Source organism: Actinoplanes sp. NPDC023714 (genome assembly GCF_040639855.1).
In the GTDB taxonomy this organism is placed as follows: domain Bacteria; phylum Actinomycetota; class Actinomycetes; order Mycobacteriales; family Micromonosporaceae; genus Actinoplanes.
In genome coordinates, this window is the sequence record NZ_JBFAAR010000004.1 from 740,035 (window position 1) to 763,598 (window position 23,564).

23 protein-coding genes and 1 pseudogene are annotated in these 23,564 nt (G+C 71.4%); 10 read left to right on the forward strand and 14 right to left on the reverse strand.

Translation table 11 applies throughout. The features are described from left to right. Positions 1–79: 79 nt before the first annotated feature. Positions 80–415 (forward strand): helix-turn-helix domain-containing protein, encoded by a 336-nt coding sequence (locus tag AB0G10_RS22600; RefSeq protein WP_360925033.1) that lies wholly within the window; start codon positions 80–82, stop codon positions 413–415. Here the strand turns inward: AB0G10_RS22600 and dmpG are convergent. From dmpG to AB0G10_RS22620, 4 genes and pseudogenes are all read right to left on the reverse strand, one after another. Continuing rightward, positions 405–1,409, reverse strand: coding sequence for a 4-hydroxy-2-oxovalerate aldolase (gene dmpG / locus AB0G10_RS22605; protein ID WP_360924825.1), 1,005 nt, complete (start codon positions 1,407–1,409; stop codon positions 405–407). The genes AB0G10_RS22600 and dmpG overlap by 11 nt on opposite strands. After that, the gene (locus AB0G10_RS22610) at positions 1,406–2,266 is read right to left on the reverse strand and encodes an acetaldehyde dehydrogenase (acetylating) (RefSeq protein WP_360924828.1); all 861 of its coding nucleotides are present in this window, start codon (positions 2,264–2,266) and stop codon (positions 1,406–1,408) included. Before AB0G10_RS22610 ends, dmpG begins: the two co-directional genes overlap by 4 nt. Beyond that, on the reverse strand, positions 2,263–3,051 hold the full coding sequence (locus AB0G10_RS22615; protein WP_360924831.1) for a 2-keto-4-pentenoate hydratase: 789 nt from the start codon (positions 3,049–3,051) through the stop codon (positions 2,263–2,265). The genes AB0G10_RS22610 and AB0G10_RS22615 overlap by 4 nt, the downstream gene beginning before the upstream one ends. A 118-nt stretch (positions 3,052–3,169) precedes the next feature. Then, a pseudogene (locus tag AB0G10_RS22620) lies at positions 3,170–4,618 on the reverse strand (FAD-binding protein); the annotation flags it as partial. A 79-nt stretch (positions 4,619–4,697) separates the two neighbouring features. Here AB0G10_RS22620 and kstD point away from each other — a divergent pair. Further along, positions 4,698–6,329: a 3-oxosteroid 1-dehydrogenase gene (kstD, locus tag AB0G10_RS22625; RefSeq protein ID WP_360924834.1), complete on the forward strand. Its 1,632-nt coding sequence runs from the start codon at positions 4,698–4,700 to the stop codon at positions 6,327–6,329. Between the two features lie 27 nt (positions 6,330–6,356). Here kstD and AB0G10_RS22630 read toward each other — a convergent pair whose 3' ends face one another. Genes AB0G10_RS22630 through AB0G10_RS22640 form a run of 3 tightly spaced genes read right to left on the reverse strand, consistent with a single transcriptional unit; the run spans position 6,357 to position 8,615 of the window. After that, the gene (locus AB0G10_RS22630) at positions 6,357–7,268 is read right to left on the reverse strand and encodes a ferredoxin--NADP reductase (RefSeq protein WP_360924837.1); all 912 of its coding nucleotides are present in this window, start codon (positions 7,266–7,268) and stop codon (positions 6,357–6,359) included. Then, a complete protein-coding gene (locus tag AB0G10_RS22635) occupies positions 7,249–7,509 on the reverse strand; it encodes a hypothetical protein (RefSeq protein ID WP_360924840.1) in 261 nt (86 codons plus the stop codon). Before AB0G10_RS22635 ends, AB0G10_RS22630 begins: the two co-directional genes overlap by 20 nt. Next, positions 7,506–8,615 carry a Rieske 2Fe-2S domain-containing protein gene (locus AB0G10_RS22640; RefSeq protein WP_360924843.1) on the reverse strand — a complete coding sequence of 370 codons (1,110 nt, stop codon included), beginning with the start codon at positions 8,613–8,615 and terminating at the stop codon, positions 7,506–7,508. Before AB0G10_RS22640 ends, AB0G10_RS22635 begins: the two co-directional genes overlap by 4 nt. 80 nt (positions 8,616–8,695) lie before the next feature. Between AB0G10_RS22640 and hsaA the strand changes: the two genes are divergently transcribed. The 4 genes from hsaA to hsaB are packed head-to-tail and all read left to right on the forward strand — an operon-like array spanning position 8,696 to position 12,120. Next, entirely contained in the window at positions 8,696–9,862 is a 1,167-nt protein-coding gene (gene hsaA / locus AB0G10_RS22645; RefSeq protein ID WP_360924846.1) for a 3-hydroxy-9,10-secoandrosta-1,3,5(10)-triene-9,17-dione monooxygenase oxygenase subunit, read from the forward strand. 1 nt (position 9,863) lies between these two features. Further along, positions 9,864–10,673: a 4,5:9,10-diseco-3-hydroxy-5,9,17-trioxoandrosta-1(10),2-diene-4-oate hydrolase gene (hsaD, locus tag AB0G10_RS22650; RefSeq protein WP_360924849.1), complete on the forward strand. Its 810-nt coding sequence runs from the start codon at positions 9,864–9,866 to the stop codon at positions 10,671–10,673. Continuing rightward, positions 10,670–11,563 carry an iron-dependent extradiol dioxygenase HsaC gene (hsaC, locus tag AB0G10_RS22655; RefSeq protein WP_360924852.1) on the forward strand — a complete coding sequence of 298 codons (894 nt, stop codon included), beginning with the start codon at positions 10,670–10,672 and terminating at the stop codon, positions 11,561–11,563. Before hsaD ends, hsaC begins: the two co-directional genes overlap by 4 nt. Continuing rightward, positions 11,560–12,120 (forward strand): 3-hydroxy-9,10-secoandrosta-1,3,5(10)-triene-9,17-dione monooxygenase reductase subunit, encoded by a 561-nt coding sequence (gene hsaB, locus AB0G10_RS22660; protein WP_360924854.1) that lies wholly within the window; start codon positions 11,560–11,562, stop codon positions 12,118–12,120. The genes hsaC and hsaB overlap by 4 nt, the downstream gene beginning before the upstream one ends. On the opposite strand, the gene AB0G10_RS22665 is transcribed toward hsaB, so the two are convergent. Genes AB0G10_RS22665 through AB0G10_RS22685 form a run of 5 tightly spaced genes read right to left on the reverse strand, consistent with a single transcriptional unit; the run spans position 12,121 to position 17,600 of the window. Continuing rightward, complete coding sequence (locus tag AB0G10_RS22665) at positions 12,121–13,254, reverse strand: acyl-CoA dehydrogenase family protein (protein WP_360924857.1); 1,134 nt, start codon at positions 13,252–13,254, stop codon at positions 12,121–12,123. Continuing rightward, entirely contained in the window at positions 13,251–14,147 is an 897-nt protein-coding gene (locus AB0G10_RS22670) for an acyl-CoA dehydrogenase family protein (protein ID WP_360924860.1), read from the reverse strand. Before AB0G10_RS22670 ends, AB0G10_RS22665 begins: the two co-directional genes overlap by 4 nt. Then, entirely contained in the window at positions 14,144–15,253 is a 1,110-nt protein-coding gene (locus AB0G10_RS22675) for an acyl-CoA dehydrogenase family protein (protein ID WP_360924863.1), read from the reverse strand. The genes AB0G10_RS22670 and AB0G10_RS22675 overlap by 4 nt, the downstream gene beginning before the upstream one ends. Then, on the reverse strand, positions 15,250–16,104 hold the full coding sequence (locus AB0G10_RS22680) for an enoyl-CoA hydratase (RefSeq protein WP_360924866.1): 855 nt from the start codon (positions 16,102–16,104) through the stop codon (positions 15,250–15,252). Before AB0G10_RS22680 ends, AB0G10_RS22675 begins: the two co-directional genes overlap by 4 nt. Beyond that, positions 16,101–17,600 (reverse strand): FadD3 family acyl-CoA ligase, encoded by a 1,500-nt coding sequence (locus AB0G10_RS22685; protein WP_360924869.1) that lies wholly within the window; start codon positions 17,598–17,600, stop codon positions 16,101–16,103. The genes AB0G10_RS22680 and AB0G10_RS22685 overlap by 4 nt, the downstream gene beginning before the upstream one ends. Before the next feature lie 80 nt (positions 17,601–17,680). Between AB0G10_RS22685 and AB0G10_RS22690 the strand changes: the two genes are divergently transcribed. The 3 genes from AB0G10_RS22690 to AB0G10_RS22700 all read left to right on the forward strand — a co-directional run bounded on the left by AB0G10_RS22690 (position 17,681) and on the right by AB0G10_RS22700 (position 20,695). Next, the gene (locus tag AB0G10_RS22690) at positions 17,681–18,832 is read left to right on the forward strand and encodes an acyl-CoA dehydrogenase family protein (RefSeq protein WP_360924872.1); all 1,152 of its coding nucleotides are present in this window, start codon (positions 17,681–17,683) and stop codon (positions 18,830–18,832) included. Beyond that, the gene (locus AB0G10_RS22695) at positions 18,829–19,599 is read left to right on the forward strand and encodes an SDR family oxidoreductase (protein WP_360924875.1); all 771 of its coding nucleotides are present in this window, start codon (positions 18,829–18,831) and stop codon (positions 19,597–19,599) included. Before AB0G10_RS22690 ends, AB0G10_RS22695 begins: the two co-directional genes overlap by 4 nt. A gap of 64 nt (positions 19,600–19,663) precedes the next feature. Beyond that, positions 19,664–20,695, forward strand: a complete 1,032-nt coding sequence (locus AB0G10_RS22700; RefSeq protein WP_360924878.1) for a DUF3068 domain-containing protein — start codon at positions 19,664–19,666, stop codon at positions 20,693–20,695. A gap of 144 nt (positions 20,696–20,839) precedes the next feature. On the opposite strand, the gene AB0G10_RS22705 is transcribed toward AB0G10_RS22700, so the two are convergent. Next, complete coding sequence (locus AB0G10_RS22705; protein ID WP_360924881.1) at positions 20,840–20,992, reverse strand: hypothetical protein; 153 nt, start codon at positions 20,990–20,992, stop codon at positions 20,840–20,842. Between the two features lie 10 nt (positions 20,993–21,002). Beyond that, complete coding sequence (locus AB0G10_RS22710) at positions 21,003–22,112, reverse strand: steroid 3-ketoacyl-CoA thiolase (RefSeq protein ID WP_360924884.1); 1,110 nt, start codon at positions 22,110–22,112, stop codon at positions 21,003–21,005. Between the two features lie 98 nt (positions 22,113–22,210). Here AB0G10_RS22710 and AB0G10_RS22715 point away from each other — a divergent pair, with 98 nt between their 5' ends. Further along, complete coding sequence (locus tag AB0G10_RS22715; RefSeq protein ID WP_360924887.1) at positions 22,211–23,431, forward strand: cytochrome P450; 1,221 nt, start codon at positions 22,211–22,213, stop codon at positions 23,429–23,431. Positions 23,432–23,564 lie beyond the last annotated feature (133 nt).

Sequence of the window (23,564 nt, forward strand, 5' to 3'; positions counted from 1 at the left end):
CCCCGGACCGTAGCGGGAAGCCCGGTTTCCGATCGGATACCTGCCCGCCGTTCGTCTATCGTGGATTCTTGTGACCGTGATGCCGCTCGATCCCGACATGTTCGATCCGGTGTGCCCGTCGACCCTTTCGCCGATCCGTTTCGGCGACAAGTGGTCCGGCATGGTGATCCGCTGTCTCGAAGGCGGCCCGCGCCGTTTCTCCGAACTGCGCATTCCGCTGCGCGGGGTCACCGCGAAGGCGCTCACCAAATCGTTGCGCCTGCTCGAAAGGGACGGCCTCGTCACCCGCGGGACGGCCTACGCGTTGACGCCGCTGGGGCGCAGCATGCTGGAGCCGATGAACGCGGCGTGCGCCTGGACGGCCGAGCACTGGGACGAATTGCTGGACGCCCGGGAGGGATCGGTCAGCGGCTGAGTTCCCGCGCTATTCCGATGAGCTGGTCCTCCTGGCCGCCCACCAGCCGCCGCTCACCGGCCCTCACCAGAATCTCCGCGCCGGACACCCCATAGCGCTCGGCCAGCGCATAGGCGTGCAACAGGAAACTCGAATAGACGCCCGCGTAGCCCATGATGAGCGCCATCCGATCCAATCGGCATTCGCCGGGCATGGCCGGTCGCACCACCTCTTCCGCGGCGTCGGCGATCGCGAAGAAATCGACGCCGGTCTCGATCCCCAATTTGTCGCAGACGCCGACGAGCGCCTCGGTGGGCGTGTTGCCGGCGCCCGCCCCGAACCGGCGGGTGCACCCGTCGATCTGCCGCGCGCCGGCCCGGATCGCGAGGATCGAGTTGGCGACGCCGAGGCCGAGATTTTCGTGGCCGTGGAAGCCGACCTCCGCGTCGTCACCGAGCGTGGCCTTCAGTGCCGACACCCGGTCACCGACCTGATCGAGCACGAGCGCGCCCGCCGAGTCGACCACGTAGACGCACTGGCACCCGGCGTCCGCCATGATCCGGGCTTGCCGGGCCAGGGCGGCGGGCGGGATCGCGTGCGCCATCATGAGGAAGCCGACCGTCTCCAGCCCCAGGTCCCGGGCCAGGCCGAAGTGCTGCACCGCGATGTCCGCCTCGGTGCAGTGGGTGGCGATCCGGCAGACCGTCGCGCCGTTGCCGGCGGCGGCCCGGATGTCGTCGACGACGCCCACGCCGGGCAGCATCAGGAACGCGATCCGCGCCCGGCCGGCGGCGCCCACCGCTACCGTGATCAGCTCCTGCTCGGGGGTGTGGCTGAAACCGTACGTGAAGGATGACCCGCCCAGCCCGTCACCGTGCGTCACCTCGATGACCGGTACCCCGGCGGCGTCGAGCGCCGTCACGATGTCGCGGACCTCGGTGGCCGTGAACTGATGCCGCTTCGCGTGCGACCCGTCCCGCAGCGTGGAATCGGTGATCCGGATAGCGGTCGTCATCGCGCCAGCTCCTCGGCCACCCGTGTCGCGGCGGCGGTCATGATGTCCAGGTTCCCGGCGTACGCCGGCAGGAAGTCCCCGGCCCCGGCGACCTCCACGAAGATCCCCACCTTGAGCCGCGGGCCGAGCACATCGAATTGCGGCTCGTCCAGCAGCCGATAGCCGGGGACGAATCTCCCGACGTCCGCGACCATCTCCGCGACGGATGCCGCGATGGCCTCCCGATCGGCGTCCGTCGCCACGGCGCAGAACACCGAATCCCGCATGATCAGGGGCGGGTCGGCCGGATTGAGGACGACGATGGCCTTTCCCGCGCCGGCGCCGCCGATCGTCTCCAATCCCCGGCTCGTCGTCCGGGTGAATTCGTCGATGTTGGTCCGGGTGCCCGGCCCCGCCGACCGCGAGGCGACCGTCGCCACGATCTCGGCATAGGACACCGCGGCGATCCGGGAGACGGCGAACACCAGCGGAATCGTGGCCTGCCCGGCACAGGTGACGAGGTTGAGATTCGTGGCGTCCCGATGCTCGCCGAGATTGACCGGCGGAACGACGGCCGGCCCGACCGCGGCGGGCGTCAGATCGACGGCGCGGATGCCGGCCGCGGCGTACCGCGGCGCATTTCGGCGATGGACCGCCGCCGATGTCGCCTCGAACACCACATCGGGCAGCGGATCCCGGGTGAGCAGCCATTCCGCGCCGCCGGTCCCGGTCTCGAGCCCCTCCGCGGCGGCCCGGCGCAATCCCGGGCTCGCCGGGTCGGCCCCGGCCATGTAGAGCGGCGTGAGCACCGGCGAGCGCAGCAGTTTGTACATCAGGTCGGTCCCGATGTTGCCGGACCCGACGATCGCCGCCTTCATGCTGTTTCCTTTTCTTTGTCAAATGTGAGCCGCACCGAGCCGAGCCCGTCGAAGGCGGCCAGGAATTCGTCGCCGGGCCGCACGTCGACCGCCCGGGCACACGCGCCCGGCAGAATCAGATGGCCGGCCCGCAAGCGCACCCCGAATCGCGCGACGGTCCGGGCCAGCCACGCCACGGCCGTGACCGGGTCGCCGAGCACCGCGTCGGAACGGCCACTGGCGACCACCTCGCCGTTGCGGTGGAGAACGGCGTCGATCCCGCGCACGTCGTCCATCCGGACGCGATCGGCGCCGACCACGAAACCGGCCGACGACGCGTTGTCCGCGATGGTGTCGGCGAGGCCGATCCGCCAATCCTCGATGCGGCTGTCGATGAGCTCGATGGACGGGGCGAACGCCTCGGTCGCGTCCAGGACGTCCCGCTCGGTGCAATCCCCGGCCGGCAGATCGGCGCCGAGCAGGAACGCGACCTCGATCTCGACGCGCGGATGGCAATACCGGCCCGCGTCGACCGGTTCGTCCTCGGACAACCGCATGTCGGCGAGCAGATGGCCGTAGTCGGGCTCGTCCACGCCCATCATCTCCTGCATCGCTTTCGAGGAGAGGCCGACCTTGTGCCCGACGATCGGCGCGGTTCGCCTGCGGATGTTGAAGAGCTGGATCTCGTACGCGTCGGCGGCCGTGAGCCCGGGCCGTTCCCGGGTGAGCGGCGGAATCGGCGCGCGGTCCCGTTCGGCCGCCAGCAGCCGATCCGCGATCACCCGGCACTCATCGTCGTTCACCATCCGTCCTTTCCGTCCTCTCCTCGCCCACGCGAGCCGTCCTTTCTTCGCCCACGCGAGCCGTCCTTTCTTCGCCCACGCGAGCCGTCCTTTCTTCGCCCACGCGAGCCGGCTCTTCTCTCGCCAGCGCGGCCGCATGGGATCCGGCCCGCCGCCCGGAGAAGACGCAGTCGGCGAGCGACAGTCCGCTCACATAGCTGCCCGAGCAGATCCCCACCGCGTTCCGCCCCGCCGCGAAGAGGCCCGGCCGCCCGGTGCCCGCGACCGCCCCGGTCTCCTCGTCCACGACGAGCCCGCCCAGCGTGAGCATCGGCGCCGGAAGCGCGCGGACCGAGACGTCGATGAGCGCATAGGGTCCCCGCTCCAGCCTCTTCCCGGCCGTTGCGGAAACCGTCGCGGCGAGCCCGGCCGGGTCCACTCCGGCCTTTGCGGCCACCGCGGCGAGGGTCGGCCCGCTCACCTTTCCGGGCCCGAGCATCCACCACGCCTGCCAGCGCTGGAACCACAACGTCTGCCGCCCGATCTGCCGCCGCGCCGCGCGCAGGATCGCGGCGTCGACGAGCAGCCAGGCCCGCCCGCCCGGACTGCGCAGCACGGCGTCGCCGATGACCGCCCCGTAACGGCTCTCGTCGCAGATCCGCCGCCCGTCCCGGTCCACCAGCAGGCCGCCGGTCAGCGCCGACGGCGGCGTGAGGAATCGCCACATGGTGACGCGATCCAGATGGGCCGCGGTACCGCCGGCGGCGAGGCCGAGCCGGATCCCGGAGCCGTCGTCGCCGGGCGTTCCGAGTCGCAGGCCACCCCGGTAGAGCGGGGCGTGCGTCCGCATCATCTCCCGATCGAAGACGAACCCGCCGGCCGCCAGCACCACGGTCCGCGCCGGGATCGCCGCCGGTCGCGCCCAGCGGTCCTCGATGCGGCGGACCCGCCGGTGCAGGAAATCGCCGAAAGTTGTCAGATAGACGCCGGGTTTCACGGACAGCCGGTGCAAGGCTTGATGCACAGCCCGCGGCCAGCCGGTCAGCTCCCGACATTCGACCGTCTCCTGCGTCAGCCCGGCGGCCCGGGTCTGTGTGCGCACCTCGGCGCCCGCTGCGCGGGCCGCCTCGGCCAATCTCCGGTGCAGCTCATGGCCGGAGGTGCCTCTCGCGCGGGTGCGATGCCCTCGGGGTACGGGTGGAGTCTCGTTCCCCGACACATAGAGGTAATGGCGGTTCGTCGGATAGGAGGTCTTCTCCGGACAGACACGTGAATCGAAGGGCACCCCGTGGCCGGCGAGCCATTCGAGCATCTCCGCGCTCTGCTCACAGAACCGTCGCAGCGTCGGCGGCGTGACGGCGTCGCGCGTCTCGGTGCGCAGATACTCGTACATGCTCTCCGGGTCGTCCTCGACGCCGGCGGCCCGCTGGAACCGGGTGCCGCCGCCCGCATAGATCACTCCACCGGAGATCGCGGTGGCGCCACCGCCGCCGAACCGGTCGATGATCAGCACCCGGGCCCCGGCCTCGGCCGCCTCGATCGCGGCGCACGCCCCGGCCGCGCCGAAGCCCACCACCACGACGTCATACACGAGGTCTCCTAGAACAGGTATCAATAAGCTGAAGGCGCGACCATAGCGCGCCGGACGGCGATAACTATAACCTGTTCTAGTGACCTTCGAAGAGTTCGACGTCGTCGTGGCGGGCAGCGGCGCCGCCGGCATGACCGCGGCGCTGACCGCGGCCCAGCACGGGCTGACCGCCGTCGTGGTCGAGAAGGCCCCGGTCTTCGGCGGCTCGACGGCCCGCTCCGGCGGCGGCCTGTGGCTGCCGGGCAACGAGGTGCTGACCGCGGCCGCCGCCGGTGCGCGGGAGCCGGACGGTGACGCGTCGGCCTATCTCGCTCATGTGGCCGGGGCGGAGGTTCCGGTGGCCCGGCAGAAGGCGTTCCTCGCGTACGGGCCGGAGATGCTGGCGTTCGTCCGCAGCCATACGCCGCTCGACTTCGCCTGGGTGCCCGGCTATCCCGATTACCATCCGGAGGCGCCCGGAGGGCTGGCCCGCGGCCGTACGATCGAACCTCGCCCTCTGGACGCCCGCGCGGCCGGACCGGATCTCGACGATCTCGCACCGCCCTACCTCGCGGCGCCGAACGGGATGGCCGTCACGGCCGTCGACTTCCGGTGGCTGTCGCTCGGGCTGCGGCATGCCCGGTCCGTCTCCACCGCCGGACGCCTCGCCGTCGTGACCGCCGCCGATCGCCTGCGGAAACGGCGCCGGCTCACCATGGGCCAGGCCCTCGCGGCCGGTCTGCGCGCCGGTCTCCGGGCGGCGGGTGTGCCGGTGCGGCTCGGTGTGCCGATGACCGGCCTGATCGTCGAGGGCGGGCGGGTGACCGGGATCGAGTGCGGCGACGTCACGCTGCGGGCACGGCGCGGTGTCGTGCTGGCGAGCGGCGGATTCGAGCACAACGAGCGGATGCGGCGGCAGTTCCAGGGCATCGGCACGTCGTGGACGGTCGGCGCGGCCGGCAACACCGGCGACGGCATCACGGCGGGGCAGGACGCGGGCGCGGCGCTCGATCTGATGGACGAGGCGTGGTGGGGGCCGTCGATCCCGCTCACCGGCGGGCCGTACTTCTGCCTCGCCGAGCGCAACCTCCCCGGCAGCCTCATCGTCGACGCGAGCGGCCGGCGGTACGTCAACGAGGCCGCCCCCTACGTCGACGCCGTGCACGCCATGCTCGGCCCGCCGTCGCATCTCCCGTCGTGGCTGGTCACCGACCAGAGCTACCGCGATCGGTACGTCTTCGCCGGCCGTGCCCCGCGCGCCCGGCTGCCGCGCCGCTGGTTCGACGCCGGCATCGCGCACCGCGCCCACACCCCGGAGGAGCTCGCCACCCGGATCGGCGTCCCGCCGGCGGCGCTGCGGTCCACGGTGGAGCGCTTCAACGGCTTCGCGTCGACCGGCCGCGACGACGACTTCGGGCGCGGCGACTCCGCGTACGACCGCTACTACGGCGATCCCCGCCAGCGCCCCAACCCGTGCCTGGGCGCGCTGCGCAAGCCGCCGTTCTACGCGTTCTCCCTCGTACCCGGCGACCTGGGCACGAAGGGCGGCCTCCGCACCGACGAACGAGCCCGGGTCCTCCGCCACGACGGCAGCCCGATCGCGGGCCTCTACGCCGCCGGCAACGCCGCCGCCTCGGTGATGGGCCGGGGCTACGCGGGCGCGGGAGCCACCCTCGGACCGGCGATGACGTTCGGCTACCTGGCAGCCCTCGACATGACATCCCGCCACTGACCCGCAGGCCGGCGTCCGTTCGTACCCTCAGAAATAGGTTATGGAGATCGAGGGCGATCGCGGAATCGCCTGGCACGCGAGGATGTAGCCGTCGGCGAAGTCCTCCTCCTCGAGGATCTCGTTGTTGAGGAGGTCGACCTCGCCGCTCGTCATGCGGACCGCGCACGCGCCGCACTGGCCCTGGCGGCAGGAGAAGGGCGGGTTCAGGTCGGCGTCGATCATCACGTCGAGCAGGCGTCTGCCGGCCGGCCAGGGGAGATCATGGGTGCGGCCGTCGATGGTGACCGAGACCGTCGCGTCGATGTCGCCGACCGCCGCCGGCTCGAAGCGTTCGATGTGGATGCGGGAATCCGGGACGCCGGCGAGCTGGAGCGCCTTCTCGGCCACGGCGACGAACGGCTCCGGCCCGCAGACGAAGGCCTCGCGTTCCCGGTACGGGAGGATCAGCGCGGCGAGCCCGTCGGCGGTGGGGAGGCCCCGCTCCGAGTCGAGCCAGTGGGTGACCGGCAGCAAGCCGTCGAGCTCGTCCTTGAAGATGATCGACGAGGCGTCCCGGTTCGCATAGATCAGCGCCGGGGAGCCGCTCGTCGACGTGATGATGCTCATGATCGGGGTGATGCCCGAGCCGCCGGCGAGCAGCAGCAGGTCGGCGGAGAGCGACGACGGGGTAAACCTCCCGGCCGGCCCGGTGCAGGACAGCTGATCACCCGGGCGGACGTGATCGCAGATCCAGTTCGAGACCTGTCCGCCAGCAACCCTCTTGACCACGATCTGAGGCATGGATCCGGAAAAGGGTGACGAGGCGAGCGAGTAACACCGCGCCCCTACCGGCGTCGAAACCGTCAAATACTGCCCGGGCTCGTAGGCGAACGAAGAGTCGAAGATCAGCGAGCACGCATCAGCCGTCTCCCAGACGATCTCACGAATCGAAAGAAGCATCCCACCGCCCCTCACCAGCAGCCCTCTCGATGCTGTCCCGCAGATGGGAGCAGGTGGGAACCAGCGCGGGCGGACGGCCGGCAGCCGACGACAGCAGGTCGGCACACCCGCCGCCCGGCCACTGCACGCTCGTCTGCATGGCACTGCGCTTCCCGGCCAGAACCGAGGCCCCGCACCGATCGCACGACACGGCGGAGAGCCCGCCGAGCAGATAGGACTCCCGCTCGGAAGGGGGAGTCATGTGGCCCGTGCCTGGTTGGCGGCGACCTCGGCCTCCCACGTCTCCACCGCCCGCGTCGTGTCGACCTCGAACTCGTAGCGCGCCGTCATGTCCTCGCTGACGTCCTCGACGTCGACGTAGAACTGCTCGTACCACCGGCGGAGCTGGTAGACCGGCCCGTCCTCGGCGCAGAGCAGCGGGTTGTCGATCCGCGACTTGTTCTGCCAGACCTCGACGTCCTGGAGGAATCCGACGCCGACGCCCTTCGCGAACTTCGCGGCGGCCCGGCCGGCCTGCTCCCGCGACATGCCCGGGATCCGCTTCACGATGACGCCCCACTGGAGCACGAACGAGTCGGGCGTGACCGGGTAGTGGCAGTTGATCAGCACGGATTCGACGTCGACGCCGTGCCAGTTGTTGTAGAGGTAGTCGATCATGTAGGACGGCCCGTAGTAGGCGGCCTCGGACCGCAGCGTCGAGTCGCCCGACTGGGACGCCGTGATCGGCACGTCCGGCCGCGGCCGGGTCTGCAGGAACTGCGCCGCGACGTGGCCCTCCATCACGTTCTTGAAGAACGTCGGGAAGGCGAAGTGGATGTAGAAGAAGTGCGCCATGTCGACCACGTTGTCGATGACCTCGCGGCAGTTCGCCCCGTCGATCCGCACCGAGTCCCAGGTCCACGAGCTCCACTCGTCGGAGAACGCGCCCTCGATCCGCGGGATCGCGAGCTCCGGCGGCGGCGGGTTGCCCTGTGGGTCGTTCCAGACGAAGAGCTGCCGGTTCTCCTCGCAGGTGGTCCACGACCGGGTGCGGGCCCGCGCCGGGATCCGGTGCGCGTAGGGCACCGCGGCGCACCGGCCGTCGCCGCGCCACCGCCAGTCGTGGAACGGGCAGGCGATGGTGTCGCCCTTGATCGTCCCCATCGTGAGATCGCCGCCCATGTGCCGGCAGTAGCCGTCGAGCACGTGCAGGGCGCCGGAGGAGTCGGCGAAGACCACCAGCTTCGTGCCGAAGGCGGAGACCGCGTGCGGCCGGCCGTCCCGGAACGCGTCGGCGAGCCCGAGGCAGTGCCAGCCCCGCGCGAACCGGGCCGGGGGACGTCCCGCGTCGATCAGCCGAGGTTGCATCGCGTAGACCTCCAGATAGGTAGAACGTGTTCTACTATAGGTCCCACGCGGATGGAGAGCCAAACACCTGGAGGGATCTCATGGAGGCGGTCCTCGAGCAGATCAGAGAACTGTTACCGGTTCTCCGCGAGCGAGCCCAGGAGACCGAGGACCGCCGCGCCCTCGACCCGGAGATCGTGAAGTCGCTCGCCGAGACCGGTTTCTTCCGTCTCCTGCAACCGGCCCGGTTCGGCGGCTTCGAGGCGCACCCGCTCACGTTCCTCACCGGCGTCCGCGAGATCGCCTCGGCGTGCGGCTCGACCGGCTGGGTCGCCTCGGTGATCGGCGTGCACAACTGGCAGCTCGGGCTCTTCCCGGACCGCGCGCAGCAGGACGTCTGGGCCGACGACCCGGGCACCCGGATGTCGTCGTCCTACGCGCCGACCGGGCGGATCACGGCGGTCGAGGGCGGCTACCGGGTGGCCGGCCGCTGGAGCTTCTCGTCCGGTTGTGATCACGCGACCTGGGTGCTGCTCGGCGGCATCGTCCCGCCCGGCGACGACGGCACGCCCGCCGACTTCCGCACGTTCCTGCTGCCGCTCGGCGACTACACGATCGAGGACGTCTGGCACACCGTCGGCCTGCGGGGGACGGGCAGCAACGACATCGTGGTCGACGACGCGTTCGTGCCGGCCCACCGGTCGCTCAGCTTCAACGACACCTCGCGTTTGCGCTGCCCCGGCCAGGAGCAGAACCCGGGGCCGCTCTACCGGATCCCGTACGCATCGCTCTTCTCCTACGCGATCACCACGCCGCTCATCGGGATGGCCACCGGCGCCTACCGGGCCCACGTCGACTACCTGCGCGAACGCGTCCGGGCGTCCTATGTGGGCGTGCGTGCCGCCGAGGACCCCCACTCCCAGGTCCGCGTCGCTGAGGCCGCGAGCGACATCGACGCGGCCTGGCTGGCCCTTCAGGCCGGCATGCGCGAGCTGATGGATCTGGTCACGGCGGGGGAGCGGCTTCCGATGCCGTTGCGGTTGAGGGTACGCCGGGATCAAGTGCGCGGGACCGAGCTCAGCATCAGGGCCGTCGACCGGATGTTCGAGAACTCCGGCGGTCGCGCCCTGGCGGTCGGCACCCCGATCCAGCGCTTCTGGCGCGACGCCCACGCCGGCCGGGTGCACGCGATCAACGACCCCGAGCGGGCGCTGTCCATGTTCGGTCGCGGCGAATTCGGTCTGCCGCTCAACGACGCGATGGTGTGACATGACATTGGCATTCCACAGACAGGGCGAAGGGCCTCCGGTGGTCCTTCTTCACGGTGGCGGTCCGGGCGCGTCCGCCACGAGCAATTTCGGGCGTACGATCACCGCGCTCGCCCCACGATTCGACGTGATCGCGGTCGACCAGCCGGGCTACGGCGGCTCGGTCGAGGAACACATCACGGGCCAGTACTTCACGTTCGCCTCCCGGTGCGTCGTCGAACTGCTCGACAAGCTGGGCCTCGACCGCGTGGACGTCGTCGGCAATTCGCTGGGCGGCGGAACCGCCGTACGCATGGCTCTTGATGCTCCTGACCGTGTCCGGCGTCTGCTGCTGATGGGCCCCGGTGGCCTGAGTCTGAACGTCTTCGCGGCCGACCCGACCGAGGGGGTGAAGCGCCTCGGCGCGTTCGCGCGTGACCCCAGCCGGGAGCGGATCGGGGCATTCCTGCGCACGCTCGTCTTCGACCCCTCCCTGATCACCTCGGATCTGATCGACGAGCGCTTCGGGCAGGCGTCCTCCCCGGCGGCGCTGCGCGCGATGGGGGAGATGGGCGCGTCGTTCGCCGCCTTCCCCGAGGAGGGCCTGCTCTGGCGCGAGGCTCACCGGATCCGGCACGAGACGCTGCTGGTCTGGGGCCGGGAGGATCGCGTCAACCCGCTCGACGGCGCGCTCGTGGCGCTGAAGCTGCTGCGCAACGCGCGGCTGCACGTGTTCGGCGGCTGCGGTCACTGGGCCCATCTGGAGAAGTTCGACGAGTTCAACCGGCTGGCCATCGACTTCCTGTCGTCGTCAAAGGGGGCGTATTCGTGAGTCCGATCCGATCCCTCGGCTACCTGCGGGTCGAGGCAACCGACATGCCGGCGTGGCAGGAGTTCGGCACGAAGATCCTCGGGATGGTCGCCGGGCGCGGGCCGTCGTCCGATTCCCTCTATCTGCGGATGGACGAGCTGCCGGCCCGGATCGTGGTGACGCCCGGCTCGCGTGATCGTCTGGTGGCGAGCGGGTGGGAGGTGCCGGATTTCTCGGCGCTGAGCCGTCTGTCGGAGGCTGTGGAGAAGGCCGGCGTCACCGTGGAACCCCTCACCGACCTCGCCGATCGCCGGGTGGCGGAGGCCTTCGCCGTCGACGATCCGTTCGGCAACCGGCTCGAGTTCTTCTGCGGCGCCGCCCTGGACAGCCGGCCGTACGTGTCGGCGACCCGCTTCGTCACCGGCGATCAGGGCATGGGCCACATCGTGCTGCCCGCCACCGACGACGCCGCGGCGCTGCGCTTCTACACCGAGGTGCTCGGCTTCCGGCTGCGCGACTCGATGCGGCTGCACCCGGAGATGCTCGGCCTGCCCGCCTCCGACCGGCCGCTCTGGATGCGCTTCCTCGGCTGCGGCCCGCGGCACCACAGCGTCGCGCTCGCCCCGATCCCCGCCCCGACCGGCCTGATCCACCTCATGGTCGAGACGTCCTCGCTCGACGACGTGGGCCGGGCGATGGACCGCTGCGCCCGGCACCAGGCCAACCTGATCTCCACCCTGGGCCGCCACGCCAACGACGAGATGGTCTCCTTCTACGTACGAACCCCGAGCGGCTTCGACATCGAATACGGCACCGGCGGGCTCACCGTCGACGACCGTACCTGGGTGGCCCGGCAGACCACGGCGCACAGCGTCTGGGGTCACCGCTTCTCCGGCGGCGGCGGACATTGACCCGCTCGCCGGCGTCCCTCGACACCCGCCGCTTCCGCCGGGTGTTCGGCCACTTCTGCACCGGCGTGACCATCATGACCACCACCGACGCGGACGGCCCGGCGGGCTTCGCGTGCCAGGCCTTCGCCCCGCTCTCCCTCGACCCGCCCCTGGTCCTGTTCTGCGTCCGATCCTCGTCGTCCTCGGGCCGCCGCGTCCTGGCCGCCGGCTTCTTCGCCGTCAACGTCCTCGCCGACGACCAGCGCGACCTCTCCCGCATCTTCGGCGCGGCCGGCACTGACCGCTTCGAGGGCGTCCCCTGGTCACCGGCCCCGTCCGGCGCACCCCTCCTGCCGGGCGCCCTGACCTGGGCCGACTGCCGCGTCCAGGCCGTCCACCCGGGCGGCGACCACGAGATAGTCGTCGGCCGCGTCACGACCCTCGGCGACTGCCGGGACGCGGCCCCGCTGGTCTTCCACCGGGGCCGCTACACCGCCACGGTCGCGATATCCCCGCACGAACCCCCCGAGGTGGTCGACACCCTGCTCTCCTGGCCCCGCCACAACGACTGGATCTGATCAGCCGTCCCCGCCCACCAGCGCTGCGGCCAGCCGATCCAGATGACTGCGCGGCGACCCGAACAGCTGCGCCGAGTCCCACGCCCGCCGCAGATACAGGTGGGCGTCGTGCTCCCAGGTGATAGCGATCCCGCCGTGGATCTGCACCATGTCCGCGGCCACCACCCGCAACGTCTCCGAGCACCACACCTTGGCGACGGCCGCCAGCCGGGAGGCCTCCGCGGAGCCGGCGGCGAACGCCTCCGCGGCGGTCCAGCACGCCGAGCGTGCAGCCTCCACCCGGACGTGTCCCTCCGCCATCCGATGCTGCAACACCTGAAACCCGCCGATCGGCCGCCCGAACTGCACCCGGCTCTTCGCATAGGCGACGGTCAGCTCGAGAGCCCGCGACGCCGCCCCGACCTGCTCGGCACTCAGCGCGACACATCCCAGATCCCGTACCCACCCACCAGAAACCACCCCGACCCGCTTGCCGCTCACCGCCCCGCGCTCGGCGTCGCCCCCGGCCTCGTTTCCCGCGACCTTGTTCCCTGCGACCTCATTCCCCTTATCCAACAAATCCGAAATGTCGTTAATGCGCGCACCGAGGGGCGCGGCAGCGGGGGCGGAGGCAGGCGCAGCGGTGGCACGGGCAGCGGCAGCGGCGGGAGGGCTGGTGGGGGCGATCGTCGTCAGGCGTCGCGTCAGGTCCAGGGACGGCAACGGATGCTGGACGACCGCGGCCGGCTCGACCTCGAACAGTTCGTCGTCCGCTATCACCAGCAGCAGGTCTGCGCCGGCGGCGTCGATGAGAGTGCCGTCGGCGGTGATGGAGACAATCACATCGCCCGCGCAGATCGGTGGGAGCAGGCGGGCGCAGGCCTCCGGATCACCGGCGGCCAGGAGGGCTTGGGTGGCGAGCAGGGTGTTGAGCATCGGGGTGGGGAGGAGGTTCCGGGACAGCTCCTCCAGCGCCACCAGCGATTCGAGGATGGTGGCGCCGGCACCGCCATACTGCGGGGGCACCGCAAGCCCCGCCACGCCGATCTCCTTGCAGAGCCGGGTCCACAGTGCTGGGTCGTGGCCGTTGCGGGCCGTGCAGCCGGAGGTCAGGCCGCGGATCGCCGAGCGCAGGGCGTCGTGTTCGTAGCTCATGGTTCGGCCTCCAGTTCCGTCATGATGCGGGCCCGGTGCTGGGACGGCGTTCCCCAGGAGAACCGCAGCGTCCGGGCCGTCGTGAGGAAGGGCCGGATCGCGTGCTCCCAGGTGTATCCGGATGCGCCGTGCACCTGGAGCGCCGCCCGGGCCGCCCGGTGGGCCGCTTCCCCGCAGGCGACCTTGGCGGCCGAGACGTCACGGCTGGAGAGCGCCGCCGCTGCCGCATAGAGCAGTGGCCGAGCGAACTCCAGCCCCACCGCCACGTCGGCGAGCCGGTGCTGAACTGCCTGGAAACGGCCGATCGGACCGCCGAACTGGGTTCGCGTGCGCGCGTGCTCGACCGACATCTCGAGCAGCGCCCGCCCCGCGCCGAGCAGCTGGGCGGCGCAGACGAGCATGCCGAGATTCAGCGCCCGCTCGACGACGGGCGCGAGCGCCGCGCCTTCGGCGACGACGCGGTCGCAGGAGCCGGGAGATTCGGCGCCGGCACAGGACACCAGAGATGTGTACGAGGGCCCGGCTGACAGAACGAGGTCGGCCGGAGCGGCGACGGGCATCCACGGCGGAGCGGCCAGCGCGGCGGTGACCCGGCCCGCCGCGAGTTCCGGCAGCCACTTCCCGGCGAACGAGTCGGGACAGGCGGTGAGCAGCACCGGCACGGCCGCGAGGGATTCGGCGACCGGTCCCGGTACGGCGTGATGTCCCAGTTCCTCGGCGGCGATGACGAGGGTGCCGACGGCGGCCGCGGTCCCACCGAACCGTTCGGGGACGGCGAGACCGGTCACCCCGAGCGCCGCGAGCCTCGGCCGGATCTCGGCGGGCGACGACGAGAGGGCCCGGTGCAGGACGGCCCCGAATTCGGCGTCTTCGGGATGCGGGCGGAGCCTCACGACGTACCCATGGCTCTGGGAAGTCCCAGGTCGCGCTGCGCGAGAATGTCGCGCTGGATCTCGTTGGCGCCCGCATAGATCGCGCCCGCCAGGGCGAAGAGATATCCGTCGAGCCAGCCGGGATCGGCCTCCGGGCCGAGCACGGACAGCGCCGTCTCGTGCAGCGCGATGTCCGTCTCCGACCAGAAGAGCTTGGTGGCGCTGGCCGGGATCGGCTGGTGCACCGAGAGGTAGGCCGCCATCCGGTACGCGCGGGCCGCGATCCACGCGTCGGCGACCCGGTCGCGGAGGGCGGGGTCCCGGCCGTGCGCGGTCCAGAGCCGGACGAGCCGGGACGCCGACGCGGTGAAGCGGCCGGGTCCGCGCAGGGTGAGCCCGCGCTCGTGGCCGGCCGTGCTCATGGCGACCCGCCAGCCGTCGCCGGGGGTGCCGATCACGTCGTCATCCGGCACGAAGACGTCGTCCAGGAAGATCTCGGCGAACCCGGCGTGCCCGTCGAGCTGCCGGATCGGCCGGACCGTGACGCCGTCGGCGCGCAGGTCGAGCATCAGGTAGGTGAGGCCGCGATGACGGCCGGCCGACGGATCGCTGCGGAACAGCCCGAACGCCCGGTCCGCCACCGCGGCCCGCGAGCTCCACGTCTTCTGGCCGCTGAGCAGCCACCCGCCGCCGACCCGGGCGGCCCGGGACCGGATCGCCGCGAGGTCGCTCCCGGCCTCCGGCTCGGACCACGCCTGCGCCCAGACGGTATCGCCGCGGGCCATCGGCGGCAGGATCCGCGCGCACTGCTCGGCGGTGCCGTGCGCCAGCAGCGTCGGCGCGAGCAGGAAGAGACCGTTCTGACCGATCCTGACCGGCGCGCCGGCGGCGTGGTACTCCTCGTCGAAGAGCAGGGCGTGCAGCGGGGGAGCGGCCCGCCCGCCGTAGGCGACCGGCCACGAGACGGCGGCGAGCCCGGCGCCGGAGAGCAGCCGCTCCCACCGCCGGTGGGCGGCCGCGCCGTCCGGGGTGTCCACCGGGGGCAGCCGCCCCGGGGCGTGGGCGGCCAGGAACGCGCGCACCTCGTCCCGGAACGCGACGTCCTCCGGGGCGAGGTCGAGGTTCACCGGGCCGCCCTCTTCACGGCGGCCGCGTCCATCCTCTTCATGGCTGCCGCGTCCATCCCGGCGAGCGAGTCGGCGCCGGTCTCCGCGTTGTGCGCGTGCGCGACGTGGTGCAGGCCGAAGACGGCGTCCATGCCGGCGCGCATCCCCATCTGGTCCTCGCAGAGGTTCACGGCGCGTTTCGCGAGCGCCAGCCCGAACGGCGGCATCGCGGCGATCCGCCCGGCCAGCGCGAACGTCTCCGCCTCGAGCGCGTCCCGGGGTACCACCCGGTTGACCATGCCCACCTCGTACGCGCGGCGGGCCCCGAACCGGTCACCGGTGAAGAGCATCTCCCGGGCGAACCGCGGCCCGACCTGCCAGGGGTGGGCGAAGTATTCGACCCCGGGGATGCCCATCCGCAGCACCGGGTCGGCGAAGAACGCGTCCTCGGCCGCCACGATCAGGTCGCAGACCCAGGCCAGCATGAGGCCGCCGGCCACGCAGGCGCCCTGGACCATCGCGATCGACGGCTTCGGGATCTCCCGCCAGCGCCGGCACATCCCGAGGTAGACCTCGAGCTCCCGGGCCATCCGCCGGTCCACGCCCTGCCGCGGGGTGTGGTCCCACCACTGCGCGGCCCGGCGCGGGAAGGCCACGTCGGCGTCGCGCTCGGGCGTGCCGATGTCGTGCCCCGCCGAGAAGTGGTCGCCCGCGCCGGCCAGCACGATCACCGCGACGGCGGGGTCGTCGACGGCCCGGGTGAACGCGTCGTCGAGCGCGTACGTCATCGCCGAGTTCTGCGCGTTGCGGTAGCGCGGCCGGTTCATGGTGATCAGCGCGGCGCCGTCCCGGCGTTCGTAGAGAACCGTCATGAGCCACTCCGCAGCCGGTATTTGAGGACCTTGCCCGAGGCGTTGTGCGGCAGTTCCGGGGTGAACACGACGCTGCGCGGGGCCTTGTATCCGGCGATCCGGCCGCGGCAGAACCCGATCACCTCGGACTCGGTGAGATCGTGGCCGGGCCGGACCACCACGAAGGCCCGGCCGACCTCGCCGAGCCGCTCGTCCGGCACCCCGACCACGGCGGCCTCGGCGACGCCCGGCATCGCGGCGAGGGCGCGCTCCACCTCGGCCGGGTACACGTTGAAGCCGCCGGTGATGTACATGTCCTTGAGCCGGTCGGTGATGGTGAGGTAGCCGCGGTCGTCGAGCCGGCCCACGTCGCCGGTGTGCAGCCAGCCGCCGGGGTCGATCGCCGCGGCGGTGGCCTCCGGGTCGTCGAGGTACCCGATCATCACGTTCGGCCCGCGCAGCAGGATCTCGCCGTCCTTGTCGCCGATCCGCACCTCCATCCCGGCCGCGGCCCGGCCGGACGTGGTCGCCACGGTCCGGTCGTCGTCGCCGGGCCGGCACATCGTCGCGACCACCGCCTCGGTCAGCCCGTACGCCGTCAGCACCGCACCGACCCCGAGCTCCTCCCGGATCCGGGTCACCAGGGCGGGCGGCACGGTCGCGGCCCCGGTCACCGCGAGGCGCAGCGACGACAGGTCGTGCCGGTCGCGGTCGGGGGAGTCGAGCAGGCCGATGTAGAGGGTCGGCGCGCCGGGCAGCACCGTGATCCGCTCGGTCTCGATCAGCTCCAGCGCCCGGGACACGTCGAAGACCGGCTGCGGGACGATCGTGGCGCCGGTGAGCAGGCACGCGAGGATGCCCGCCTTCCACCCGAAGCTGTGGAAGAACGGGTTGACGATCAGATAGTTGTCGTCGCGGGTGAGGCCCGCGATGCCGGCCCACGCCGACGCCACCCCGAGGGCCTGGCGGTGGGCGCTCATCGCCCCCTTGCTGCGGCCGGTCGTGCCGGAGGTGAAGAGGATGTCGCTGAGCTCGTCCGCCCGTACATCGGAGGCTCGTGACTCGGCGAGCGTGAGCGGCACGCCTTGCGCGCGTCGCAGGAAGGCCGGCCACTCCGGCAGCCCGATCACCAGCGGCGGCGGCACGGCGCCGTGGGACCGCAGGTCGGCGAGGCGATCGACGCCGAGGAAGGGACCGGAAACGATCAGCGCCTTGGCGCGGCTGCGGTCGAGGATGTCGGCGGCCTCCATCGCCGTGTAGCGCGTGTTGACCGGGACCAGCGTCGCGCCGGCACAGCTCGCGCCGAGGGCCGCGACGACCCACTCGGCGGTGTTGGGCGCCCAGATCGCCACCCGATCGCCGTGATCGATTCCGGACGCAAGGAATGCCCGGGCGGCCCGCATGACCTCGTCGTGCAACTCGCGGAAGTCGAGCCGTGCCGCGCCGTCGGCCAGCGCCGGGGCCGTCCCGAACTCGCGCGCCGCGCGGGCCACCGCCGCCGGGATGGTCTCCTCCATCCGGGCCTCCCGAGGGTCTTACCAAGCAAGTGCTTGGTCGGTATTTTGGGACTCTACGCGCGCTCCGGGAGGTGACGCCAGTGGACGGCGACGAGGCGTTCCGCCGCGAGATCAGGGACTGGCTCGCCGCGAACCTCACCGACGAGCTGCGCGGCGCCGGCGGCCCGGGCCGGGAGAACGAGGCCTTTCCGCAGCGCCTCGCGTTCACCCGGCGGCTCGCCGCGGCGGGGTGGACCACGCTGGCCTGGCCGGTGGCTCACGGTGGGCGGGGCGCGTCGCTCGCGCGACAATTGATCTTTCATGAGGCGTACGCGGAGAGCGCCGCGCCCAGCCGCGTCGACCACATCGGCACCACCATGGTCGGGCCCACGCTCATGGATCACGGGACGCCCGAGCAGCAGCGCCGTTTCCTGCCGCCCCTCGCCGCGGCGGAGGAGCTGTGGTGCCAGGGCTACTCCGAGCCCGGCGCCGGCTCCGACCTGGCCGGGGTGACCACCCGGGCCCGGCTCGACGGCGACCAGTGGGTGATCACCGGGCAGAAGGTGTGGACGTCGCTCGCGCACGTGGCCGACTGGTGCTTCGTGCTGGCCCGGACGGCTCCCGCCGAGCCGGGCGGGCCCCGGCACCGCGGGCTGTCCTACCTGCTCGTGCCGATGAGGCAGCCCGGCGTCACGGTGCGGCCGATCCGGCAGATCACCGGGGACAGCGAGTTCAACGAGGTCTTCTTCGACGAGGCCCGCACCGCGCGCGACCTGGTGGTGGGGCGGCCCGGCGAGGGGTGGCGGGTGGCCATGGCGACGCTCGCCTACGAGCGGGGGGCGGCCACGGTCGGGCAGCAGATCGGATTCCAGCGCGACCTCGACGACCTGGTCTCGCTGGCCCGGCGCACCGGGGCGGCCGCTGATCCCTTTCTGCGCGAGCGCCTGGCCCGGGCCTCGGTCGACCTCACCGTGCTGCGGTCGCACACGATGCGCACACTGGCGGCCGCGGAGCCACCGCCAGCCAATCCGTCGGTCGTGAAGCTGCTCTGGACCCGGTGGCGGCAGGGGCTCGGCGAGCTCGCCATGGACGTGATCGCGTGCGGCGGGGGCGCGTCCGGCGCCGACGTCGAGCGGTGGCAGCGACTGTTCCTGTTCAGCCGGGCCGACACCATCTACGGCGGTTCCAACGAGATCCAGCGGGGAATCCTGGCCGAGCGCGTCCTCGGATTGCCGCGCGGGGACCGGCGATGAAGCCGCCCGCCGGGCGTTCCCTTTTGGAGGGCAAGATCGTGGTCGTCACGGCGGCGGCCGGCGCCGGGATCGGTGCGGCGGTGGTGGCGCGATGCTTGGAGGAGGGTGCGCGGGTCGTCCTGAGCGATAGCCATGAGCGCCGCCTTTCCACGGCTTTTTGCTCCCTGGAACAGACTTATGGGGATTCAGTGTTATCCGTCCCTTGTGACGTCACCTCCGAAGCGGACGTCCAGGAGCTGCTCACTGTCACAACGGGGCATTTCGGGCGTATCGACGTCCTGGTCAACAATGCCGGCCTGGGTGGGAACCGGCCGGTCACCGCGATGACCGACGACGAGTGGGCCCGGGTCCTCGACGTCACGCTGACCGGCACCTTCCGCTGCACCCGGGCCGCCCTCCGCCGGATGACCGAGCAGGGGAGCGGCGGCGCCATCGTCAACAACGCGTCGGTGCTCGGCTGGCGGGCCCAGGCCGGCCAGGCCCACTACGCGGCGGCGAAGGCCGGGGTCATGGCGTTCACCCGATGTGCCGCTCTCGAGGCAGCCGCTTCCGGGGTACGGATCAACGCGGTCGCCCCGAGCCTCGCCGCGCACCCGTACCTCGACCGGGTCATGGACGCCGGCGAGCTGGCCCGGCTCGCCGGAAGGGAGGCGTTCGGCCGGGCCGCCGAGCCGTGGGAGGTGGCGACCGTCGTGGCGTTCCTGGCCAGCGACTACGCGTCCTATCTGACCGGCGAGGTCATCTCGGTGAGCAGCCAGCATCCTTAGGCTTCCGTTGCAGGTTACGGAGCGGTAAGTTGTAACGCGTTCTACTTTGTGGGAGGACGCGATGATGCGGCGGATCACAGGTGCGACACTCTTCGGGCTCGGCGTGCTCTGCCTGCTCCTGGCCGGTGCGCTGGTCTGGATCATCGTGCCGTCGCAGCGGAAGGTGCCGCTCGACCTGATCCCGCCGGACGTCGTCGTGGCCGCCGACAACGCCACGTTCGTACAGGTCAAGCCCTTGCCGGACGGAACGGCGGAGGCGGCCGTCGAGCAGGGCCCGCTGCAGTCGCGGACCGGCATCACCCCCGACTTCCAGGCCGCCGCCGACCTGACCGGCGACCTCGCCGAGAACACGCTGATCTGGAATGTGTTCCACGGGACCGACCGGGCCGACACCGGCGAGCCGATCAACCGGTCGGAGAGCCGGATAGCGCTCGACCGCGAGTCCGGCGCGGCCGTCGACTGGGAGGGGCAGTGCCACAGCGAGACGATGGGTCAGGCCTGCGTCGCCGGTGACGTCGACTTCGCGGGGCAGCTCTACCTCTTCCCCTTCGGCACCGAGAAGAAGACCTACCAATACTGGGACTCGGCGCTGCAGGCCGCGCTGCCGATGGAGTACGCGGCCGAGGAGAACTACAACGACCTGCCGACGTACCGGTTCGAGCAGCGGATCCCGAAGCAGCAGATCGAGATGAACGAGACCTCCCTCGACGCGCTACTCGGATTCCTGGCGCCCGGCGCCACCAGCGGAACCGTCAACTACGAGGCCGGCCGCACACTCTGGGTGGAGCCGCAGACCGGGGCGATCGTGGGATACCGCGAGCACCAGCGCCGCGAACTCGTCCCGAACGCCGGCTCCCCGATCGTCATCTTCGACGCCGACCTGCAATACGACGAGCCGACCCTGAAAGCCGTCCACGACCAGGCGGCCAGCGGCCGGACCACGCTCATCCTGCTGAGCGTGTGGATCCCGCTCCTGCTCGTCGTCATCGGCGTAGCCCTGATGATCGGCGGCTACTGGCTCCTCCGCCGGACCCGCGGGCCGGAGCAGAAGACCCCGGCACACGCCGCTTCCCCCGACCCCGCCCCGGTCCCCTAGCCCCGCCGCCCCAAGTTCCGCTTCCCGCGCTCCCTTCCCGCGCGCCCTCTTCCGCGCTCCCTCCCTTCGCCGATCTTGTTGATTTGGGCTGCGCCGTTTCTGCGCGGATCAACAAGATCGGGAGAGAAGGGGCGGGGGAAGGGGTCAGCGGATTCCGTAGAAGTTCGGGGGTGCCAGGGGATCGATGTTCGAGGCGACCTCGCTGGCGCTGGGGTTCACGGCCGCGACTACTGCGGTCACCCCGATCACCGCGAGAATGATCGCCGCTATCGTTGCGACCAGCAGGTTCACCAACATTCGACTCTCCTCACATGCGCTCGATGATGGTTGCGGCAGACATGGCGCCGCCCGCGCACATGGTGATCAGCGCGGTGTGGCCGCCGGAGCGTTCCAGTTCGTGCAGGGCCGTGGTGATCAGGCGGGCGCCGGTGCTGCCGACCGGGTGCCCGAGGGCGATCGCGCCGCCGTTGACGTTGACCCGGTCGGGGGCGGCCTGGTGCACCGCGAGCCAGGAGAGGACCACGCTCGCGAACGCCTCGTTCACCTCGTACAGATCAATGTCCTTGATCTTCATGCCGGCCTGGGCCAGGACGCGGTCGGTGGCGGCGATCGGCCCGTCCAGGTGGTAGTAGGGCTCCGCGCCGACGAGGCACTGCGCCAGGATCCGCGCGCGGGGCCGGATGCCCAGGTCACGCGCGTGATCGGCGTCCATGAGCAGCACCGCCGCGGCGCCGTCGGAGATCTGCGAGCTCGTGCCGGCGGTGTGCCGGCCGTCCACCAGCACCGGCTTCAGAGCGGACAGCCCGGCCAGGGTCGTCTCCCGCAGACCCTGGTCCCGGGTGACGTCGCCGACCGGAACGATCTCGCGGTCGAAGCGGCCCTCGGACCAGGCGCGGGCCGCGTTCGCCTGCGAGCGCACGCCGAACCGGTCCAGATCCTCCCGGGTCAGCCCGCGCCGGTCGGCGATCCGCTCGGCCGCCAGGTACTGGTCGGGCAGGTCGATGTCCCACGAGCCGGGCCGGGGGAGACCCGCGTCGCCGAGGTTGGCGCGCAGCGGGACCCGGCTCATCGACTCCACGCCGCAGGCCATCCCCGTCGTGATCGCGCCGGCCGCGATCAGGCCCGCGACCAGGTGCGCCGCCTGCTCGGCCGACCCGCACTGGGCGTCGATCGTGGTGCAGCCGGTCTCCTGCGGGAGGCCGGCGTGCAGCCAGGCGGTGCGGGTGATGTTGTTCGACTGCTCGCCGCCCTGAGTGACGCAGCCGCCGATGACCTGCTCGACCACCAAATCGCGATATTTCGCGATAAGTCCGTTCTGCGCTACCCCGAGCAGCTCCGCCGCGTGCACCCCGGACAGCCATCCGCCGCGCCGGCCGATCGGGGTGCGAACGGCATCGACGATCACCGGTGAGCCCACATCGACTCCAAAGATAGAACGTGTTCTCGTCGCGAACCTACCATCCGGTACGCCGCTCGTGTTTGAATCGGTAGAACTTGTTGCCGTTGGGAGGCATCGTGGCCGAGCCCCGCACCCGCATCGACTTCACCGATCCGGACATCTACGTCCACGGCATCCCGCAGGCCGAGTTCGCCGAGGCCCGGGCCCACACGCCGGTCTGCTGGGTGCCGCAGGAGAGGGGCAGCGCCGGGTTCGACGACGACGGCTACTGGGCGGTGACCAGGCACGCCGACGTGATGACCGTGTCCCGGGACAGCGACACGTACTCGAGCTGGGAGAACACCGCGATCGTACGGTTCGGCGCGGACATGACGCGCGACCGGCTCGAGATGCAGCGCTACATCCTGCTCAACATGGATCCGCCGCAGCACACCCAGCACCGCGCGATCGTCTCCCGCGGGTTCACGCCGCGCGCCATCAACGGCCTGCGCGACGCCCTCCAGGAGCGGGCGTCCCGGATCGTGTCCACCGCCCGCGACGAGGGCGACTTCGTCAACGAGATCGCGTGCGAGCTGCCCCTGCAGGCGATCGCCGAGCTGCTCGGCGTGCCGCAGGAGGACCGGCACGACGTCTTCAACTGGTCCAACGCCATGATCGGCCAGGACGACCCGGAGTTCAGCGACGGCAGCGACCCGATCGAGCCGGCGACGTCGCTGCTCGGCTACGCCATGACGATGGCCGAGGACCGCCAGACCTGCCCCCGCGACGACATCGTGACGACGCTGGTGAACGCCGAGATCGACGGCTCGCACCTCTCCACCGACGAGTTCGGCTTCTTCGTGCTGATGCTCGCCGTGGCCGGCAACGAGACCACCCGTAACGCCATCTCGCACGGCATGCTGGCGTTCCTCTCCCACCCCGAGCAGTGGGAGCTGTACCGGCAGACCCGCCCGCGTACCGCTGTCGACGAGGTGGTCCGCTGGGGCAGCCCGATCAACTCGTTCCAGCGGACGGCCACGAAGGACACCGTGCTGGGCGGGCAGCCGATCCGGGCCGGTCAGCGGGTCGCGATGTTCTACGGCTCGGCCAACTACGACGAGGACGTCTTCACCGAGCCCTCGGTCTTCGACATCACCCGCAGCCCCAACCCGCACCTCGGCTTCGGCGGCAGCGGCGCCCACTTCTGCCTCGGCGCCAACCTGGCCCGCCTGGAGATCGACCTCATCTTCAACGCCATCGCCGACCAGATGCCCGGCATCGCGCTGGCCGGCCCGCCGTCGCGACTCCGCTCAGGCTGGATCAACGGGATAAAGCACCTCCCGGTCCGCTATCGCTGATCGCGGGGTGGCGTTCCCGCCCGGACGCGGCATGGCCGAGAGACGGCCGCAGCCTCCGGGCCGCCGAGCGAACGGCCGCCTGCCCCTGTCGAAACGGGCTTCGGGCAGGCGGCGTTCGCTCATCACCGGTGGA

Coding starts and splice junctions, on each gene's coding strand:
- AB0G10_RS22600 (WP_360925033.1), top strand. CDS start 80: ATGCCGCTCGATCCCGACATGTTCGATCCGGTGTGCCCGTCGACCCTT.
- dmpG (WP_360924825.1), bottom strand. CDS start 1,409: ATGACGACCGCTATCCGGATCACCGATTCCACGCTGCGGGACGGGTCG.
- AB0G10_RS22610 (WP_360924828.1), bottom strand. CDS start 2,266: ATGAAGGCGGCGATCGTCGGGTCCGGCAACATCGGGACCGACCTGATG.
- AB0G10_RS22615 (WP_360924831.1), bottom strand. CDS start 3,051: ATGGTGAACGACGATGAGTGCCGGGTGATCGCGGATCGGCTGCTGGCG.
- AB0G10_RS22630 (WP_360924837.1), bottom strand. CDS start 7,268: ATGCTTCTTTCGATTCGTGAGATCGTCTGGGAGACGGCTGATGCGTGC.
- AB0G10_RS22635 (WP_360924840.1), bottom strand. CDS start 7,509: ATGACTCCCCCTTCCGAGCGGGAGTCCTATCTGCTCGGCGGGCTCTCC.
- AB0G10_RS22640 (WP_360924843.1), bottom strand. CDS start 8,615: ATGCAACCTCGGCTGATCGACGCGGGACGTCCCCCGGCCCGGTTCGCG.
- hsaA (WP_360924846.1), top strand. CDS start 8,696: ATGGAGGCGGTCCTCGAGCAGATCAGAGAACTGTTACCGGTTCTCCGC.
- hsaD (WP_360924849.1), top strand. CDS start 9,864: ATGACATTGGCATTCCACAGACAGGGCGAAGGGCCTCCGGTGGTCCTT.
- AB0G10_RS22665 (WP_360924857.1), bottom strand. CDS start 13,254: ATGAGCTACGAACACGACGCCCTGCGCTCGGCGATCCGCGGCCTGACC.
- AB0G10_RS22680 (WP_360924866.1), bottom strand. CDS start 16,104: ATGACGGTTCTCTACGAACGCCGGGACGGCGCCGCGCTGATCACCATG.
- AB0G10_RS22685 (WP_360924869.1), bottom strand. CDS start 17,600: ATGGAGGAGACCATCCCGGCGGCGGTGGCCCGCGCGGCGCGCGAGTTC.
- AB0G10_RS22695 (WP_360924875.1), top strand. CDS start 18,829: ATGAAGCCGCCCGCCGGGCGTTCCCTTTTGGAGGGCAAGATCGTGGTC.
- AB0G10_RS22700 (WP_360924878.1), top strand. CDS start 19,664: ATGCGGCGGATCACAGGTGCGACACTCTTCGGGCTCGGCGTGCTCTGC.
- AB0G10_RS22705 (WP_360924881.1), bottom strand. CDS start 20,992: ATGTTGGTGAACCTGCTGGTCGCAACGATAGCGGCGATCATTCTCGCG.